The sequence below is a fragment of the Acidihalobacter sp. genome, from assembly GCF_037381185.1.
Taxonomy (GTDB): Bacteria; Pseudomonadota; Gammaproteobacteria; order DSM-5130; family Acidihalobacteraceae; genus Acidihalobacter_A.
The window spans coordinates 1-19,547 of the sequence record NZ_JARRQY010000030.1; the positions used below are offsets into that span (position 1 = coordinate 1).

10 protein-coding genes are annotated in these 19,547 nt (G+C 63.3%); all 10 read left to right on the forward strand.

The features are described 5' to 3' along the window. Positions 1-948: nickel-dependent hydrogenase large subunit (locus tag P8014_RS11380; protein WP_337817445.1), on the forward strand; the 948-nt coding region annotated here is incomplete at its 5' end. A gap of 136 nt (positions 949-1,084) precedes the next feature. Beyond that, complete coding sequence (locus P8014_RS11385) at positions 1,085-1,882, forward strand: 4Fe-4S binding protein (RefSeq protein WP_337817446.1); 798 nt, start codon at positions 1,085-1,087, stop codon at positions 1,880-1,882. After that, positions 1,869-3,854, forward strand: coding sequence for a proton-conducting transporter membrane subunit (locus P8014_RS11390; protein ID WP_337817447.1), 1,986 nt, complete (start codon positions 1,869-1,871; stop codon positions 3,852-3,854). The genes P8014_RS11385 and P8014_RS11390 overlap by 14 nt, the downstream gene beginning before the upstream one ends. Positions 3,855-3,884: 30 nt before the next feature. Further along, positions 3,885-4,268 (forward strand): fluoride efflux transporter CrcB, encoded by a 384-nt coding sequence (crcB, locus tag P8014_RS11395; RefSeq protein ID WP_337817448.1) that lies wholly within the window; start codon positions 3,885-3,887, stop codon positions 4,266-4,268. 2 nt (positions 4,269-4,270) lie between these two features. Beyond that, the gene (locus tag P8014_RS11400) at positions 4,271-4,594 is read left to right on the forward strand and encodes a DUF190 domain-containing protein (protein WP_337817449.1); all 324 of its coding nucleotides are present in this window, start codon (positions 4,271-4,273) and stop codon (positions 4,592-4,594) included. 141 nt (positions 4,595-4,735) lie between these two features. Further along, positions 4,736-5,161 carry a GNAT family N-acetyltransferase gene (locus P8014_RS11405; protein WP_337817450.1) on the forward strand — a complete coding sequence of 142 codons (426 nt, stop codon included), beginning with the start codon at positions 4,736-4,738 and terminating at the stop codon, positions 5,159-5,161. A 536-nt stretch (positions 5,162-5,697) separates the two neighbouring features. Continuing rightward, entirely contained in the window at positions 5,698-6,546 is an 849-nt protein-coding gene (locus tag P8014_RS11410) for a hypothetical protein (RefSeq protein ID WP_337817451.1), read from the forward strand. A gap of 29 nt (positions 6,547-6,575) precedes the next feature. Next, positions 6,576-16,388: a DUF6603 domain-containing protein gene (locus tag P8014_RS11415; protein ID WP_337817452.1), complete on the forward strand. Its 9,813-nt coding sequence runs from the start codon at positions 6,576-6,578 to the stop codon at positions 16,386-16,388. A gap of 354 nt (positions 16,389-16,742) precedes the next feature. Then, a complete protein-coding gene (locus tag P8014_RS11420; RefSeq protein WP_337817453.1) occupies positions 16,743-18,509 on the forward strand; it encodes a hypothetical protein in 1,767 nt (588 codons plus the stop codon). Positions 18,510-18,511: 2 nt separating this feature from the next. After that, positions 18,512-19,543 carry a hypothetical protein gene (locus P8014_RS11425; RefSeq protein ID WP_337817454.1) on the forward strand — a complete coding sequence of 344 codons (1,032 nt, stop codon included), beginning with the start codon at positions 18,512-18,514 and terminating at the stop codon, positions 19,541-19,543. Positions 19,544-19,547: the final 4 nt, after the last annotated feature.

Genomic DNA, 19,547 nt, shown 5'->3' on the forward strand with positions numbered 1-19,547 from the left:
GGGATGGAAAAGCGCTTCGAAGGCCGTACGGCTGCGCAGGCAGTCGTGCTGGCGGAGCGAGTCTCCGGAGTCGGCAGCCTGGCTCACGCCCTGGCCTACTGCCAGGCGGTAGAGGACGCACTCGATCTCATCGTTCCCAAGCGGGCACAGCAGCTGCGAGTGATCCTCGCCGAGTTGGAGCGTCTGTACAACCACCTGCACTACTTCGGTCATTTGTGTCAGACCACTACGCTCAAGGTCGGCGAGGCGCAGGGACTGCTTCTGGAGGAACGCGTCAAACAGCTCATCGCCCGCCATACCGGCAGTAGACTGCCACGCTCACTGCTTGCACCCGGCGGGCTGCGCCGCGATCTCGATTTCACGGACCTCGACCGCGAGCTGCGCGAGCTGCAGCGTGACATCGAGCGCTATTTGCGTGATATGGAGAATACCCAGAGCCATCTCGACCGGCTCATGACCACCGGCCCGCTCACCCGCCGGATCGCCTACGACCAGGGCGCGACCGGGCCGGTCGAACGCGCTTCGGGTATCGATCGCGATATGCGCCGCGATCATCCCTATGCCGCTTATGCGCAACTGCGTTTCGACGTGCCGGTCGAGGAACACGGTGACGCGCACGCCCGTGCGAAGGTGCGTATGCGCGAGCTGCACGAATCCCTAAGCCTGATCTACCAGGCGCTGGCACGCCTCGAAGCCGGAGAAATTCGCTCTTCCCTGCCGGCACCGTCCGTGGGAGCGGAGGGCCTGGGTTGGGCCGAATCCCCCCGCGGTACACTGTTCTACGCGATCTCGTTCGGCAGGGACGGCCGCCTAGCACGGGTCAAAATCAAATCCCCATCGTTCTCCAACTGGCGTGTGTTCCCATACACCGTCCATGACACCAATATGATGGACTACGCCATCAACGAAGCGAGTTTCGGCCTTACCGTTGCGGGGTGCGATCGGTGATGACTTTTATTATTCGAGCGCCTTTGGCGGGTGGTTTCGCGCGCGAATCGAGGCCGTTGCTTTTTCCCGAACGCGGCAACGCGCCTGAAACAGCGCCCCGACGCTTAACCGAAAATACCCAGAAAGGAGAGATCAGATGCCCTTCTGGACACTAACCGGCCTACGCGCCGGACGCGCCACCACAGGCTGGCCTCTTCGCGACGGGCCAACCGGCCAGGACGGCGTCATCGGTATGCCGCGCCTCAAAGCCGAACGCTGCGCACCGGACTGTTCGGCCTGCGTGGACAGCTGTCCGAGCGGCGCACTGAGCCTGACCGGCGAAAACGCAGCGACGCTCGACTACGGGCGCTGCATCGCCTGCCAACTCTGCGTCGAAATTTGCCCCGAAGAGGCGCTTGAAGCCACTCACGACTGGGCCTTCGGTACCCGCGATCGCGAGGCCCTGCGTGGCGTTACTGCTCAACGCGAAGCACAAGCGCGCACCGCGATCGAACGCGCTTTCGGGCGCAGCCTGCACGTGCTCCACGTCGACGCCGGTTCCTGCAACGGTTGCGAGTCCGAGATCCAGGCGCTCAACAACCCGTTCTACAACCTGCATCGGCTGGGCATCTTTTTCACGCCCTCGCCGCGTTTTGCCGATCTGCTACTGGTGACCGGGCCGGTGACGCGCGCGATGCGCGCACCCTTGGAGGCGACCTATGCAGCCATGCCCGAGCCGCGCTGGGTAATGGCGGCGGGAACCTGCGCGACGGGTGGTGGAGTGAACGGCGGAGGATACGCCTGCTATGAGAGCGTGGAGGGAATCCTGCCGGTGGATCTCTGGCTGCCCGGATGTCCACCCAATCCCGCTGCGTTCATAGACGCGCTGCTGGTGTTGCTGGAACGCCGTCCGCCACGCCGCGGGGCGGAGGAGAACGAACATGCACGCGACTGAGCCGGTGCTGTCCTGGATCGCGGTGGCCACTATTCTGTGGATATTTGCGGCGCTGTTCGCCCTGGTGGGTTTGGGCGGACGCGCGGGCCGGTGGACGCTGGCAGCCGGCGGCGTAGCCTGCATGATCGGCGCCGCGACGGGACTTGTACAAGGCGGTAGTGCAGTCGTCCAACTGGCCACGCTTGGTGGTTTCCACGTTCATTTCTCACTGGATGAGGCCGCGCTGTGGTTGATTCTCTGGGCTGCGCTACCGGCTAGCTGTGCAGCCGCTCTGGGAGGCTCGGGACGGGGCGGTTCCGACCGTTGGACCTTCGGCGCCGCGCTCGGACTGCTCGGTGCGCTGGGAGTATTCGGCCTGCGCGACGGCATAGCGTTGCTGATCGCCTGGGAAGCGATGAGCCTGGGCGGAGCGCTGATGCTGCTGGCCGACGGCGACGACGCTGAAGGCGGAATCGCCGGATTGTTCATGCTCGCGCTGTTGGAAGTAGGCGCCGTGGCGTTGCTGTTGGCGCTGAGCGCGCTCGGTACGGGTGGCCCCGGTTTCGCGGCGGTCGCGGAACGCTTTCAGAACATCGGGTTCTGGCCGGCGATGCTGCTCGGATTGCTGTTCATCGTCGGCACCGGGGCCAAACTCGGCCTGCTGCCTTTCTACGAATGGTTCCCGAACGTTTACGGCCGCGCCTCCGGTAGCAGCGGCGCGCTGCTCTCGGGCCTGTTTCTCAACGCGGCGTGGTTCGTGCTCGCCCGTGCGCTGTTGGACTGGGCGCCGGGCGGCGCGGTGGCCATGACGCTAGGTATCGTTCTGCTGGCGCTGGGCGCCGTATCGGCCATACTCGCTATTCTTTTCGCCCTGCAGGAAAGCGACTGGCGCCGACTACTCGGGTATTCCACGGCCGAGAACGCCGGTCTGGCAGTGGTCGCACTCGGCGCAGCACTGGTCTTCCGTGCGCAGGCTCAAGCGCAGCTTGCCGCCCTCGCTTTTCTGGTCGGCCTGATCCACCTTGGCGGCCACGCCCTTGCCAAGGGGACGCTGCTGTTCACCGCTGACGGCGTGCGCTCCGCAGCCGGCAGTTACGCCATCGAACCGAGCGGGCTGTTGCGCCGGGCACCATTGACGCTTGGCCTGGGGGCGGTGTTCGCCGGCATGAGCCTGGCCGCCATGCCGCCGACCATCGGCTTCGTCAGCGAATGGTATCTGTTCCAGACCATCTTTCACGACTTCGCTCTACACGGCCAAGGCCCACGAATAGCGCTTGCTCTCGCGGGTGCCGGCGTCGCATTGACGGCCGCCCTCGCTCTGGCCACCTTCGTCAAGCTGCTCGGCGTAGGCCTGCTCGGCCGCGGAGAAGGCGCAGCGCCCGCTGCACGCTATCGTCTGGCGGTGTTGATTAACGGCCTGTCCGTGCCGGGGCTCGCGGTAGTGCTGGTCTGGCTGCTGCCGCTGCTGGCCGCCAACTCCTGGCCTGAGGGGATCGTGCATGCAGCGCCTGCGATGGTGCACGGAGCGTTGCTGGTGCCGCTCAGTGCAGGATTCGCCTTCATCTCCCCAGCTATGCTGATGCTCGTTGGCCCTCTGCTTTCCCTGCCGGCGCTGTTCGCGGTATGGCTGGCTGTCGGACGCCGCGGCCTGCGTCGCGCACCGCTGTGGAGCGGCGGTCTGCCCGTGGCGCCGCGCACTGCCACCACGTCGCTCGCATTCTCCAATGCCATGCGCGTGTTCTACGGCTTCGTGTATCGACCGACCAACGACACGCGGCGCGACTACGCCAGCCAGCGCTACTTCGTACGCGCTCTGCGCTTCGGCTATACGCAGTCCAGTATATTCACACCGCTGCTGTTCAAACCCGCCGTGAGCCTGGTGGAACGCGCGGCCCATGCCTTCCGCAGGCTACAATCCGGCTTTCTCAACGACTACATCGCCATCGTCGGCCTGCTGTTGCTTGCCGTGTTCGCGGCAGTATTTTTCTATTGACCCCATGATCATCACAACAAAGGAGACCTCATGCCCCTGACCCTGCTTTCCATCGCCATGTTCGCCGCGCTCGGCGCCTGGGCTCGCTACGGTCAAACGCTGCTGGTGCAGACTCTGTTCGGGAATCAGTTTCCTTGGGCCACGCTGACCATCAACGTACTCGGCTCCTTTCTCATGGGCTTCCTGTTCTTCGAAACGCTGGAGCGCATCACCATGGCGCCCGCTCTGCGTACCGGTCTGCTTACCGGTGGCCTAGGCGCCTACACCACCTTCTCCACCTTCTCCCTGGAGACGATGAACCTGTTCGAGGGCGGCGAGACACTGCGCGGCCTGCTCTATATCGGCGCTTCCGTCGTGCTGTCGCTGTTCGCCGCCATCCTTGGCGCCTTCCTGTCTCGCAATCTCGGAGCCTGATCATGTCCAGCACCGTTAAAATCGTTCGTCTGTACTTCAAGGAAGGCGACAAGACCCAGGATCACCACAACCTGATGAAGGAACTGTTTCACCTGTTGCACGACGAACACAAGGTACGCGGCGCGAGCGTGTTCCGCGGTGTCGCCGGCTTTGGCGCGCACGGGGTCGTGCAGGCTGACGATCTGCTGCGCCTGAACGTCCACCTGCCTCTGGTGCTGGAGGTGTTCGACGAGCCGGAGGTGATCCAACGCATCATGCCGCGCCTGCGCGAACTCGTGCCAGCCAAGCACATCATCAGCTGGGAAGCCGAACTCGCCGAGGAGTAGAGGAGTCGGCCTCAGCCGTGCAATCCTTGGTGCAGCGTGTCGGGCCCGATGATTCGACACTGATTCAGCAAGACTCGCGATAATCCGGCACATTCGACGACGGCTACACTTGGGTTCTCGTCGACGCCTATGGACCCGAACATGCAGATCGAACTGGTGACCCGTTTCGAAGTAACCTTGCTGTCGGAACTCAATGAGCTGCTACCTCAACTATCCAGCTCTGCCCTACCGCTGGGCGAGGCAGAGCTGCGCGCCATCATTGATTCCGATGCGACACACATATTGACGGCCAGGGAAGACGGCCGTCTGCTGGGAGCACTCACCCTCGCCGCGTTCCGCATCCCGACCGGTGTGCGGTCCTGGATCGAGGATGTCATCGTCAATGAAGCCGATCGCGGCCGCGGCGTCGCACAGGCCCTGCTGGAAACGGCTGTCGAACTGGCCCGTACGCTGCAAGCCAAGACCTTGGATCTGACCTCGCGCCCCGAGCGCGAAGCCGCCAATCGGCTCTACCGACGCGTTGGTTTCGAACAGCGTGCAACGAATGTCTACCGGCTCAAACCATGAACGGACAGCGTTTGGAAACGCGTACTCCTGAATTGGAGCCAACGCACTTCGCTCGATCCGTTTGAGACGCCGAGTCAGGGATCGCGACTGGCACGGAAATCGGACAATTTCCGGACGGTTCGGCCGAAACATTCCGAAAATTCTCATCCGTGACGTTCGTCGGATGAATGTTGACTCTGGGGTAACAGTCGTCTTTACTATACCAAAAACCCGACTAATAGTCGGACTATTAAGGGGGCTGTCGTGTATTCGCTGATCAAGACACACAGTTTCAGGGCTATTCTCGAACGGGAACTGCTTCCGTTTCTCGCAGCGTTGTTCATCGCTCAGATCTACTTCAAATGGGGCAGCTTCACCCTTGAGTTAACCGGATTCATTGCAACCTGGTTCGTTTTCGGATTTGCCGCTGATCTGATACTTCGCTCGACCAGGAAGTAAAGACTCGGACGATCCGAGAACTCCGTCATCTCTGGATGGCGTTTACATGGAATGGGCTGTTTGCAGGCCTTGACGTGAAACGCCGGTGAGGGGGAGTCATGAGTCGCCGTCCGACACCTAGAGCCAGCATAAGTGCGCAAGAACTCGAGAAAAGACTTCGGAATCTGGGCGAAGCGGAAGATCTCTCGCCAGACGCACGCCGTCGTCTCAAGGAGATTCTGAAGGATATCCGCCCCTCAGGCCTCTCAGGAACCGAAGCAGAACGTCTGGAGAAACCCGGTGGCGTTAATGTTTCCGTACTGAAAGCCGGCGAACTGACCACGCTGGTATCGGCGATAACATCGCGATCGGACCTCCCTACGGTCGACACGCTGGATTTCGTCACGACCGCGGTGATGAAATCGATTCGTGAACATCTTCCCGAAACTCTCCCGCTTCATCCGCTGCCCATAGGCGACAAAGGTGTCGACCTGCCGGTCGCCTCGTCCGCACTGACGCGCCTTCTGCGTCTGGCCGCTGTCGCCCGATCAGACGCTCAGAACAGCGTGGTCTGGGACGACGGAGTCAATCAGATCATCGTACATGTCGATCGGATCAAGGCCGCCGTCACCAAGGGCCAGATCCGGATCGATATTCCGGTAGTCGCTGACCGGCTGAAGGCAGTGATGCAGGTACCCTTTGCTGTCGGCAGTGAGGATCGCCTGGCCGGCCTCGTCGCGGCGACCGTATTGCGCCCGGCCGGAAATGCCGTCGTTGCCCATGTCTGGGGCGACGCATTGATCGCCCTCGCCTACGGCGCGCTGATGGATGCCGTCGTAAGCATGGCCGGCGCATCAGGGCGTGATGTCGAGAACGAACGTCTTGTTCCCCGCGCCCTCATTGCACAGCGGGGTCAGCTCACGATCGAAAGCCAAGCCCGATTCAGGTTCAAGGGGCAGATACGATGAGCGCTTTCTCGGCCAGTGATTTTGGAGATATGAGCGAGCTGTTGTCCGCTCTCGGGCTCGTTACGGACGGCGGAGACTTCAACAACGACTGGCTTGGTGATCCGGAGAGCTACCTCAAGACAATCCTGGGCAAACAATACCAGCGAGAGGCTTTGCTCGATTTCATCGAAAACGTACGAGACGCCTCAACCGAGCGGGACGCTGAAAGTCGGCAATGGATCGAACTGTTTTCCGAAAGCCGGAACGGTTCCGGGGTCAAGTTCTTCCTGGTGGTGGATGACCAGCCGGCAAATGAGGTGGACCTGTTTCTGGGCGTGCGTTTTCAGACCTACGATCCGCTGACGCGAAGCGAATCGTCGCTGATGTTCCCGACCTTCCGCGTATCCAAGGTGGATGGCGAGGGTACGGCCGCTTCGCCGCTGTCGCCGGCGCTGGTGGGAAACCCGGGCGGCCATATCGTGCTGACGAGCGAGATCACGATTTCTACAGTCACGCCCGAACCCGGTGCCGCGGGTCTGGGCGCCGTCGGGCTCAGGTTGCTGATTCCGACAGACCCGAGCGATAGTCTGCCTCAAGTTGGATTGACCCTTCGCAGGCTGCAACTGCCCGGCGAATCCACATCCCGCGATCTCGTGTTGTGCCTCGCCGACCCCGAGGCGCTGCGCGACGCGGGCCAGGATCTGATCATCGCCCTGATCAGGGCCCAGGTAGACGCCGGCGCCGGGGCGCAGATCACGGCATTCGCCAGACTGATCGGACTGGCGGACGATGCAGTCATTCCCGACCTGCCGGTCGAGGACATCCTGGCGCGCGGCGTAGAAGCGCTTGCGGACTGGCTCGCGGACGCGCTGGGAGATCCGGCAACGCGAACGGCTTGGCTGCAGGCGCTGGCCGACCTGCTGGCGAATGGTGCTTCAGTCTCCGGGGACAATGTGCTGCTGCCGGTCGGTGGCGCCCGGTTGAAGATAGGCGTCGGCGCGGTTATGGGCGCCTCCGGACGGCCGATCATTACGCTTTCGACGGCTTTCGGGCTGATCAGCGGCACTACCGAGATCGGCATCACCGCGGACCTCGCACGGATAGAACTGGGTGCCGGCTCGGCGACCGCGGTGCCCGGGCTGCGCGCCGAGGCGCGGTTCGACCTATCCGGCGTGTCGATGACCGACGTTTCGATCGACACGTTCGCGCTCGGCTTCGGCCTGGATCAGTCCCGGCGGCCGGTCCTGATTGTCGAGGTGCGGGATGCCGTAATCTTCAATACCACGCACGCGCGCCTCGACCTGACCAACCCGGACGCCGTGGCTGCGGCCGCAGCGCAGGCCGCCACCGATGCCTTGAGCGAGGTGCTGGGCAACCTTGGTCCGGCGGGCAATCTTATCGCCGTCACGCTCGGCTGGGCGGCGCCTGCGGGAGCCGGTGCGGGATATCCGACAATCGACCTGTTGGCGTTTCTCAGCGATCCGCTCGGGGCATTGAAGTCGCATTGGCAAGATGTGCTGAACAGTCACGCCGGCGACATGCCGACCGTCCTCGCCTCCGTGCGGCAATTGATCACCGGTGACGCCACGCCGGGCATGGTGACCGGAAGCGGTTCGGAGTCCGTGCCTTGGGGCCTGCCGCTGGCCGCGGGCCTGCAGCTAGTGTTCTGGCACGACGCCGCCGGCAAACTTTTCATCGGGGTTGGGTTCAACCGCAGCGTCGATTCGTTGGGCGAACGTTGCACGGTCATCGAGACCCGGGTCCGGATCACGCTTGTCTCCATCGCCCTCGACACCGGAGCTTCGGGGTTCCTGCCCGAGATCACCGCGCGTGTCCTCGGCCGCGCTCGCGGCGGCAACCGCCTAAGCACCGATCAGGGCGGCTTGCGTCTGGAGGTCGACCACATCGGCATCTTGGCCCGCTGGACCGCCGACGCCGGCCTGAGCATCCGCCATGAGGCGCCCAATCCCGCCGTCTATCTCGACGAAGTCAGGATCCCGATGTCGCTACCCGACTTCTCGGGGGATTTCGATGACCTCGTCGCATCGCTCACCGAGGAGCATTGGGATGCGCTCGAGAGAATTGCGGCCCTGCTGACGCGCCAACTCGATAACCCATGGTTGAACGATTTGGTCGAGGTGTTGGGCTGGCGGCGTCCGGCCGAGATCCTCGGCGCACCGGCACGGCACCGCTTGCGCTTGGCCGCGCTGATCTCAGACGCGCCCGCGGCCATCCGGGCCTGGCTCGCGGACCTGCTGGCAGACAGCGAGAACCAGCTGTCGAAACAGTTGGAACCGCTGGCGAAACTCCTTTCGGCGAGGACGGGCACGGCGTTCAGCGTCGAGGGCTGCGGCAGCTTCAACGCCCCGTGGCGAATCGGTTTAGCCAACGATGCGGGGCTGCCCGCGGTCGCGGTCTGGCGCGAACCTGACGTGCCATTGGCCATCCCCGACTCTCTGCTTTGCGGGGCGCTGCGCAACTGGCGTCCCGGCAGCGGGGGTTTGGATGCAGGTGCATTGGCCGGCGCGCTCCTCAGCGAGTATCCGGCGATTACCGGTCCATTCGGCGCCGGCATCACTCAAGAGGTGTTGAACACTGGCCTTCAGGCGATCGCTGAATTGTGGCTGGGCAGCGACGGTCTGGTCCGTCCACCCTCGGGAACCGTACCTGCGGCCACACTTCACTTGATAACGAACCAGACCGCGAACGCACTTGTGGGCGCACTCGATCTCGCTGCGGTTCTCGGCACCTCCCCCGCCACCACAATCACGGTGCAGGTGCTCGATCCCGATGTCGCTGTGGACCCGTCCTGGGATTCCACACGTATTCTGGACATGCGTGAAACCGGCCGCGATCCGCTGGCCTTTACGCCGCTTCCGGCTTCGAGCGGCGATTGGCACATCCTTCTGGCGCCCAGAAGCGGTGCGGCACTCGACGCGGGCGATCCGGACGGCGTACTCGGCCAGGTGGCCCGTCTTAAACACGGACTGTCACTGATCGCTGCGCAGGCGGGAACGGTGGTCGTCGCAGATGCCCCCGCGGGCCACGCGGCTTGGCTTGCCCTGGACGAGATGGGCGCCGGCCTCGACACGCTGGTAGTCGCAGGGCTGCCGGTCGAGGCCGGCCAGGCGCCCGTCGCGCTGGCTGGATCCGGCGCCGAGATGCTGCGCCGTCTCGCAGAGTTCCTGCCGGAAAAGACCGAGTCCGAACCTGACGATCCCGACCTGGCTGCCGCACGTAGCCTGATCGCCGCACGCCTTGGGCCCGCGGCACGCAACGTCGCCGAACTATCTCCGCCATCAGGCTGGACCGGAGCCAAACGCGCCGGTCTGGATATCCATCTGCTCTACGGCGTATTCGATGTGGGCAGCGTTCGGCGGGCGATGACCGCCGTTCTGGCAGCGGGGCTGAGCCTCAACGCGCAACGCCGCAGCAGCGCGAGAGCCTCGGAGAAAATCACCTCGGCATCGTTCGGCGCCTGGGTGCCCTTGTCCTCCGCCATGTCGCCGAATGCGCTGGCGGCCGAGGGCCATGCCCTGGTCGAACTCCTTGGAGTCGACATCGATGCCAGTGGTGCGCTGCCGTTGCCCAAGCCCCGCCAGGCACGCAGGCTTGTCATTGCCTGCGAAATCCGCCGTCAGGACGGTTGGCTGTTCGGCGGGCCGGCGACTACCGCACTGCCGCTTAAACTCGAATTGCGGTCGGTCGAGATATCCCTTCGAACCGCACTAGGAGGAACGGCCGACGCGAGCCTGGATCGTTGCGATATCATTCTTCACGGTCTGCGTATCGAGGGCCGTGCATTTCCGCGTCTTGTACTTTCGGCCGACGTGGCCGAGAGCGATCTGGGAATCGATGGCCTTGCCGCACCGGCCACTCCCGAGATTCGCGAGCTGCTGTCGAAGCTCGCGCAGGAATTGACCCTGAGCGGCGATACCGCCCTGACCCGGGTGGCCGAAGCCCTGCGCGCCGCGGGAATTCTGGGCAGTGGGGACAGTTTCGATGCGATGTCCCTGTCCAACTGGATAGACGACCCGGCCGCGCGGGTGCGGGAACTGTTATCTACGCCCGCACTTCGCAACAAGCTGGAAACGTTGCTCGTCGAGCTGGCCGGTGGGCATTCGGGGCTGAGTTTCGATCCGGCAACCGGCAAGCTCGGTGTTGCGCTGAACGGTACCACCGGCGAGTCGTTCTTTGGCGAATGGTCACTATCCGCGAATGCTGCGACGAGCGGGAGCCTTCTGGGATCGCTGCGTCTAGGCCGCACGACCGGCACCAATCTCGCGATCAACTTCGCGCCATTCAGCGCCGATCTGAACTTTGCCGCCGCGGATGCCGGTGCACTCGGAGGGCTCCCGGCGACCATGCCGCTCTGGCCGTCACCTGACCTGCCGAGGTTGGGCAAGACAGCCCTGCCGACGATGGCTGCGACAGCGTTTTCGCGTTTGCTGGACGGCCTGCGGAACTCGGACCTGGGCGTGAAGCCGGTGCTCGACGCAGCGCTTGCCGCCTTTGGGCTCATCGAGCCCCGGCCCGGAGGTGACCGCGTCGTCGTACCGCCGCTGCTGTTCATCAAACCGGGACTCTGGCTGAAGCAGGATACCGTGTTCGGGGATTCTTCCGGAACGACGATCCATGCGGATCGGGTCATTGCGGTGATGGATGCACTGCGCCCGTTCGTCAACCTTCCCGGCTCCACGGGCGTGTGGCGGATAGAATCGGGCATCGAACTTCGCGCACGAAACGATGGGGGTCTGGTACTGGATCTGTCACTGGACCCCTCGCAGTTTCTGCCCGCATCCGATGTGGATTTCGGAGGCAGTTTCGGACTGCGATTCACCAGCGACGGAAGGCTGCAACCGGCCATATCGACATTTGTCGGCTTGAGCGGCGGCAGCGCCCCAGGGCGGCAGGCAGTCCATCTGTCGGTAACCGGCAGCAGCGCCCATTTGTTTCTTCGCAATGCAGCCGGCACCGACCTGGAAATCTACCCGGATACTGCGGGTCTCGCGCAACTGACGACCGCTGGCATCATAGCCGCGCTGCCCGCCGCACTCGACGCCATCGTGGACACCCATTCCGCCGCGGGCGACCTTCTGGCCGATGTCGGAGACGCTTTGTCGTTGCGCAGTAGCGGCAGTTTCGATGCGGCCGCGCTAAGCGCCTGGGCAAGCGACCCGGTCACCAGGCTCGAGAATAGATGGCCCCAGCTGCTGGGTTCGGGACTCAGCCGCCTCGCCCCTGCGTTGCCCCCGGGGATCAACGTCACGTCCTTGGCGAGCGGTGTCCGGATCCAGCTGCAGAATGCGGGAACCGCCGGTTCGACGGTGACGCTGGGATTCAACGCGAGCCCCTTCTCGATAGAACTTGGCGCCGCGGTCACGGCAATCCCGTTCCTCCGCAGCGTCAATACGAGCCTTGCGTTCGATGCCACCGGCCTGATCGGCCTGTCGGCCACGCTCGGACCTGCGGAGGTCCCGCTGACGGACAGTATCGACCTGCGTCCGGTCGTGTCGGTCGACGTCGGCAGCAGCGCATCCGCCCCGAACATCGCGGTGGGACTTGCGGTGGATGCCGCCAACACCAACGCACTGGCGTTGCGCTACGCCTTTGACACCGGCAACTTCAGCCTCGGCTTTGGTTCAGATACGCCGGCCGAGATTGCGGGCGGCATCATGCATTTCGCCATCGACCTCATCGGTTCCTTCATCATGGAACTTGACGAGATGCGGCAGATTATGAACCGCCCGGTCGGATCGACGACTATCCGCGAACTCCTGGCCGGAGTCGCACTGACGCCAAATGGCGGACTGGATGCGGAGTTGTTCCGCGTCATTCCCAATCCCAGCGAAAGCGCCAGCGACCTGCTCGACAGCAAGCTGGCGAGGGTTTTCACGCTTCTGAATAATATTGTCCTGGCGAACCCATCGGTGACGATCGGCGGCGAGCTAAGCATCGGGTTGGCCGAGGCGTCGGGGTCGATCGGTCTGAGCCTCAACCTGACCGACCGACTGGCCATCGTGAACGGCGACGTTTCAGTCTGGCTCGAGAACGACAATCGCTGGATCATCGGCGAACCCCCTGCAGGCGTGGTTCTCGGCCTGATCAAGGACAACGGGGGAGCGTTCGATTTCGACCCAGCCCTGTCCGTAAACGGGATCGGGCTCCGGGTCGGTCGCAGCAACGCACCGCTACTCGACAGCCCGATCGCGCTCGGCTCGATCGCGTTCCACGTCTATGCAGCCATCAACGACACCGAGAATCTGGGCGGTGCGCAGGTTCAGCTGTCCGAAATCGCGGTAGCAGTCGGCTCTGCGCAGGGCGACAACAGCGTTGCCCAGGGCATGTTGGCCGAGACGAACGATGGCGATGCGTCCCTGGCTCCGGCCTTCAGTCCCGCGCTGTCCATTCAGACAAGACCGTCCGCGCAGGGTGGCGGCATCGCTTTCCGCTTCGTCGCAGGCGACGGTGAAGGTCCCTGGTGGCTGCCGATACGTAGCCAGTTCGGGCCGATCTACATCGACCAGATCGGCCTCGGGACGCAGACCCACAACGATACCCTGCAGTCGCTCTCGCTGCTCTTCGACGGCAATGTCTCGATTGCCGGACTGGAGGCGGCAGTCGACGATCTGGGCATCACTTACCGACTTGACCAGGGCAGTATCTTCGATGCCTCGTCCTGGAAGGTGGATCTGGCCGGTCTGGCGATTTCGGCGGACATTTCGGGCGTAAGCCTCGCCGGTGGCCTGCGGAAGTTCGAGAAAGAGAACGTTCTCGAATATATCGGCATGCTTACCGCCCGCTTCGCTACCTACGGGCTTTCGATATTCGGCGGCTACGCTTCGGTCGAGGACCACGAACGCTACAGCGCATTCTTCGCATTCGGTGCGGTGCTGGGACCTTTTGGCGGTCCACCCGCATTCTTTCTCACAGGCATAGGCGGTGGGCTCGGCATCAACCGGGATGTCGTGCCCCCGACCGACATGGCCGAGTTCGACGATTTCGTCATGATCGCGGCCCTAGACCCATCGTTCAATCCGCCCGGCGGCTTGATGGAATACATGGGCGAAGTCAGAGACAGTTTTCCGCCGCTCAAGGGACGTTTCTGGTTCGCCGCGGGAATCAGCTTCACTTCGTTTGCCCTGGTCGACGGCATCGCCGTCGTCGCGGTGGAATTCGGCCAGGGATTCGAATTGTCCATCTTCGGACTTGCCCGCATGGCGCTGCCGCGGCCGGAGGCGGCACTCGTCTCGATAGAGCTGGGTCTGGTCGCACGCTTCTCCAGCGAAGATGGCGTAATCTGGGTCCAGGCTCAACTGACCGACAATTCCTGGCTGCTGCACCGCAGTGCGCGGCTGACCGGCGGCTTCGCCTATGTCAGCTGGTTCAAGGGCGACAAGGCGGGCGAGTTCGTCCTGACCCTGGGCGGCTATCACCCCAACTTCAAGCGCGACGGCTACCCGGTCGTCCCCCGGCTCGGTTTCAACTGGTCGGTCTCGAATCATATCGTCATCAAGGCCGAGACCTACTTCGCACTGACTTCCGAGGCCGTGATGGCGGGCGGTCTGTTCGAGGCCAGCGCCAAGTTCGGTCCGGCGTTCGCGCATCTGAGCTTCGGCGGCAACGCTATCGTCTACTTCGATCCGTTTTGGTACGAAGCCGATGCGCACGCACGCGTCTCGGCGGGGATCCGGATCAAGACCTTCCTAGGCACGATCAAGCTGTCATTTTCGCTCGGGGCCTACATCGAAGTTGCCGGCCCCGAGTTCCACGGCAGAGCACGTATCGAGGTGGGGCCGATCGATATTACGGTGCGTTTCGGCAACAGCTCGCCACCGGATCTCACCTATATTTCCTGGGTCGAATTCTCGAAGAAGTATCTCGAACTCGCGCCCGGAAACGTCGCCCGGGTGCTCACGGGCATCGCGGGCCGCGGCGCCCTGCCGCCAGCCAGCGGAAGCCAGGAAGAGGCTGGAACGCCCGATGGTTCGAGCGCTCATCCCTATGATGTGATGAGCGAGTTCGAACTGTCCTTTACCAGCACGGTCCCGATCAGTCGGACCTTCAAGGAAACGGTCTCGGTACACACGCCGGCACCGACTTTCATCCTGGGTATTTCCCCATGTGACAAGACGCTCGACGAGACCACTCTGACGCTGCGCCTGCGTCTGGACAGCAATCCAGGCAGTGAACCGTACCTGATGAGCCGTACAGACCGGATCAGCGTCCGCGCCCGCGCGACCGGAAAGTTCCCGATCGGCGTCTGGGGTGCCGCCCCGGACGTGGACCACAAGAAGCTTCCGAAAGGCGAAGTCATCACAGCCACTGAGGGTGTCGAGCTTGTTTTCAAGCCCCGTTTCGAGGGCCGTATCCCCCTTGCCGACACTGGCGGCGTGTCTTTCGAGCAAGTCGAACCCGGTACTCGCAAACCCCTGCCATTGCGTGCCGCCGGCTCGCTCCGTGCCCGTCTCGCAAGCGAAGCACGCATTCAGCGCACCCTGCTGCAGAGCCTCGATGCGAAAGCGATGTCGAAGATCTCCACCAGTTTCCAGAGCACCGCTCGAAGCGCGACCGCACGACGTTCCTGGTCGCGCGAGCGCTCGGTGCCGATGCGGGTCGGCCTGTTGTCCGAGAGAATCGTGGCCTCAGCCTCCGCCGGGCGCAAACGTGCCCTGCGCCAGCCGACTGCGGCGAAGGATCGGATCAGGTTCGGCGAACCGCGTCTGCGCGGCATGTTGGCACGGGCAGTGCGTGCCGCAGCGGAGACGACGGCCTCCACCGTCGTTACCGAAACAACGGCAGCAGCGAAGGGTCTGAAACGCGTGGCGCCACCGGTTCTGTCTGAGGTAATGGCCGCGCAGGCCGCGCGGTCGGCAGTGCTCCTGCGTTCCGATCCCGACTCGCCGGTGATTGGTAAAACCCTGGTTGCCACGGGTTCCATAGGCGAAACCATTGGACCACGCTCGCCCGGATCACGTGGTGCACGACGGGCTTCGGGTGCCGATTTGTCGGAACTCGACGGGGTCGAGGCGATGGTGCGCTCAGGCTCGATGCGGCGCCGTGGAAAATCCGTGCCACACAGGCTGACGCCGGGCCGGATCGCCGTATTCGACCTGCCCGGTGCCAAGGCCTCACCCCGCTTCGAGAATTCGGGAACTCTCGAAATCCGCGGCATTGCGCGCCTAGTGGTACTGAGGCTCGACGGACGCGTCGAACTCAACGCCTACCCTGCCGAATCCGTCACTAAGCTCCCCAAGGCGTGCCGCGCCTTCGCAGTCTTCGCGGGCGCCGAGTCCGGCGAGGCGGAAGTCGCCGGGTGGCTGCACGGCTCAGAAGTCGCCTATCTCGGACAATCGCTGGCACGCTGCCATGGCGGCTTCGTCCACGCCGAGGGCGCAAGCCGGACCAGGGGCGGAAAACGTGCCGGCTGTGGTTGGATGAGCGCAGGTGAACTGACCGATCAGTCGCGCCTGGTTGAAACGAGTTTCGATCAGGCCAGTCTTAGCGTTGCAGTGGTGCTCGACGGAATCGTAACCGCACGGGACCTCGCGTCGTTTGCGCTGAGTTTCGACGGTGTGGAGGTCGACAAGCAAAACCCTCTGCTGGTGCCCTTCGACGGCAAGACCTTCGTTGTCCACGCATTGCAGGGACGGCGCCGCGGTCGGGGGATGTCGGTCCGGGTCGCCGGCCTGGCGGAAGGCGCGCTGGAAGGCGTTATCGCCGCGCGCATGCCCGCGAACCGTCTGGTGTCACGCATCGTCAACGGCACGATCGACGTCGGTCTCGAAGCGCTCCCGAGTCCTGATGTCGAGCCAGTCACCGCCTTCTTCAAGCCGCCCGAGGATATCGAGGCCGAGGAATAGGATACCGATATGGTCGCACGCGGAAAGTTCTTTCTCTACGACGCAATCGTCCCGGCGCTCGAGGCCGGAAAATACACGCTGACCGCTTCGCTCGACGTCGATGCGAAGGACGGATCTCCGAACCCGACACAGGACCACGAGCTGCACCTCAATGTCACCGCGCCGCGGTTCAAGCTGCCGCCCGATCAGGCACTGATGGTCTTCCCTCCGGCGAATTCGGAGGGAGCGTACGAGGCACGGCTGCCACAGATCGTGCTCAAGAAAAAGACGCTTCCCTGGGATCGTGCCGCGGCACCGACGAATACGGTGATCAACGATCAGCGCGTCGAGGATCACACACCCTGGCTTGCACTGGTGGTCATCGCCGAAGGCGAAGGCCAGATCGTCCACGACCAACCGTGGCAGGAATGCGTAACTCCCGAAAAGCAGCTGACGGGCGAAGCGGACGTGCTGACGGCAAGTTATCTGAACGTGCCCCAATCGACAGTGAATAAGGTGTTCCCCACTATCGAGGACCTGAGCCTTCTCACCAACGTGCGTGAGGTCAATCTCGACGATACCGAAGCGGCGATGGGCGACGACGACGGTTTTCTCGCCGTTGTGATCGCCAACCGGTTGCCGCAGTACGACACCGAAAACTGCAAGTCAAAGGCCTACACGGCATGCCTGATAAATCTCGAAAACCAGCTTGAATTCCTGCCCAAGAAAACGCCGCCACTGGACTTTTTCGAGATCTCGGACATCTTTCTCAACGACACCGTGAAGGCTTTCGCGGCGCACGTCGGCAGCGGCGCCGCAGTGCCGGTCACCGCCAGTGGACAGCCGCGTGGATTGGACGTAAGCAACGCGGAAACATTTGCCGAGGCTGTCCGGCGAGGCGAGATCGTCTTCCATGACGGGGCGCTGATCGACCGAGCGGGTGTGAGCGGCGGGTCCAGTCACAGGCTCGGCGACATGGATGCGGATTCGTTCCTCAACCTGGACGTCTCCTCTATCTCGGCAGACTCGGAACCGGCCCTGACCTTCAGCCGGGTGGAAGGCGCATTCGGAGCATTCGGATTCCCGCTCGAATCAGTTATTGCGGAAAAATTCTATCGTTTCCCCGTCCTGACCTCCTGGCGCTTCACCTGCTCGGGTGCCGGCAGTTTCGAAACGCTGATGGAGGGGCTCGATGTCGGCCTTCTCGGCACGGAAACTCCCGGCGGCTACGAGCGCGAGCTTCCGCCCTGCACCACCCCTCCCGTCGGCAAGGGTCCCGGCGATGCGCCGATCACCCGACTGCCCCTTGAAATTGTCGAGACCGGTCATATCGGTCTGCCCCACCTCAGCCGTACCGGCGAGAAGGCGAACGCGTGGTATCGCGGGCCATTCTCACCTCACCGGCTTCTGCGCAATCCGCTGGCAAACGAATCCCAGTTTCCGGTGTTGGCCCATATCAGCGACCATTTGCGCATGATGACGCCGGAAGGCCGCGAGGATGTCTCGCTGGCCGTTGCGTTCGAAACCGGGCGTCTGCTGGCGATGTCGCAACCCTCATTCCTCGCCTCAATGCTGCGATGGCGGACCGAGCGATTCGGCGCCGCCCGATCCAAGGCCAATCAGCGCGCCGCACTGGCCGATCGGTTCAAACTGATCGATGCGCTGATCACCGATCCCGACATCACCAAGTTGCTGTCGGCACTGGAGCGCGATCAATTGGCGCGTGAACTGGAAAGCGGACTGGTCCGTGAGCTGAACAAGGTCCGCAACGGCGCTATCTGCGACCCACGCAACCTGGTGGATCCAGGAATCGATATCCCGGCACTGCGGGGTGATTTCAACGCATTCCTCACCGACGGCCTGGGCTTGGAACGAGACGTGGTCGACATGATCTCCAGCGCGACCGAAGACCCACGCACCATGGCCGCGATCCAATCCGCCGAACCGGGGCTGGTCGGGAACGGGCAGGTCGACCTCGGTGACAAGATGGATGCTGCGCTCGCGACCGCGTTGGACACGGGCCTGCGCAATCTCGCCGAGGCAAGCCTTGACCGGACGGATATCGATGCCGGCGTAGCCGGTTCGATCCGGGAGTTCGATACGCTCGAGGCATTCGTCAAGGACAGGTTCGAGAGGAGGTAACCATGCCGTTTTCCCAGGTCCTGAATTTTGACGTACTGACCAAGGCACTCGATGAAACCGCATTGCTGGGCGGCAGCACCGGTTCGTCTGCCGGGACGGTGGCGCCCGAGGATATTCTCAAGTTTCTCGCTCGCCTGCGAATGCTCGACGGGGTGCCCTTCAATACCCTGGTACCGGATAGCAAGCTGCTGCCCAACGAATCCATTCGTTTCTTTTTCCTCGACCGGGCATGGACTGATGCGCTGGTCCAGGGCGCTCTGAGCGTCGGGACCGCGAATACGATCGAACGGGCGCAACTCGAGCGGCTCTACCCCGAAATCGAGGCCGAAATCGACCAGGCCGAACGCCGTGTACGCTCGCCTGGAGGCGAACCGGCCCTCGAGGGAACCGCAGGTATCGTCACCGGGTTCCTCCTCAGATCCGCCGCCGTGGCGGGTTGGCCGGGTTTGCACGTCCGGGCGTACAAGGATGAGCCAGGAGCAAGCGATCTCGAGATTCATCCAGAGTCCCACCCCAGCCGGATCAAACTCTTGCGGCTCGAACGCCTGGCTCCTGCTGTGCTCCTGGCGCTGTTCGACGGTGTCCCGCAGGTTCTGCACATCGAGGAGCCGCGCCAGGGCGTGCAGTTCGGCGTAAAACTGGAGGCCATGGGTGGCGGACGGATCCGTGCGACGGTACCGGCGCGAAACGTCAAATCCGCGAAGTACGTCAATAACGCGGGCGATGATCCCGATGGCCTATTGCCCGACCAGGCGCAGCAGATCCCGGTTCGTTTCCGTCGCGGCGCGCCTGGGGTCCTCGATCTCACCAACACTGGCAGGAATTTCCTGAACGCTGCCGGCACGCACATGAGCGATGACGACCGTGTGGACGGAGCCGAGTTCGCCATGCAGATGATCCGCTTTCCGTTTCGCCAAGTCTTTGCCCAATCCGCAACAGGAACTTTGGCTCAGGATGACGCTTTCAAGCCCACATTGGCCCCGGTGGTCAAGGGCTATACCCAGCTACTGAAGACGAAAATCTCGGAGGATTAAGCCC

What these genes read in the sequence shown, in the direction of transcription:
- P8014_RS11385 (WP_337817446.1), top strand. Translation starts at nt 1,085, where the DNA reads ATGCCCTTCTGGACACTAACCGGCCTACGCGCCGGACGCGCCACCACA.
- P8014_RS11390 (WP_337817447.1), top strand. Translation starts at nt 1,869, where the DNA reads ATGCACGCGACTGAGCCGGTGCTGTCCTGGATCGCGGTGGCCACTATT.
- crcB (WP_337817448.1), top strand. Translation starts at nt 3,885, where the DNA reads ATGCCCCTGACCCTGCTTTCCATCGCCATGTTCGCCGCGCTCGGCGCC.
- P8014_RS11400 (WP_337817449.1), top strand. Translation starts at nt 4,271, where the DNA reads ATGTCCAGCACCGTTAAAATCGTTCGTCTGTACTTCAAGGAAGGCGAC.
- P8014_RS11405 (WP_337817450.1), top strand. Translation starts at nt 4,736, where the DNA reads ATGCAGATCGAACTGGTGACCCGTTTCGAAGTAACCTTGCTGTCGGAA.
- P8014_RS11410 (WP_337817451.1), top strand. Translation starts at nt 5,698, where the DNA reads ATGAGTCGCCGTCCGACACCTAGAGCCAGCATAAGTGCGCAAGAACTC.
- P8014_RS11415 (WP_337817452.1), top strand. Translation starts at nt 6,576, where the DNA reads ATGAGCGAGCTGTTGTCCGCTCTCGGGCTCGTTACGGACGGCGGAGAC.
- P8014_RS11425 (WP_337817454.1), top strand. Translation starts at nt 18,512, where the DNA reads ATGCCGTTTTCCCAGGTCCTGAATTTTGACGTACTGACCAAGGCACTC.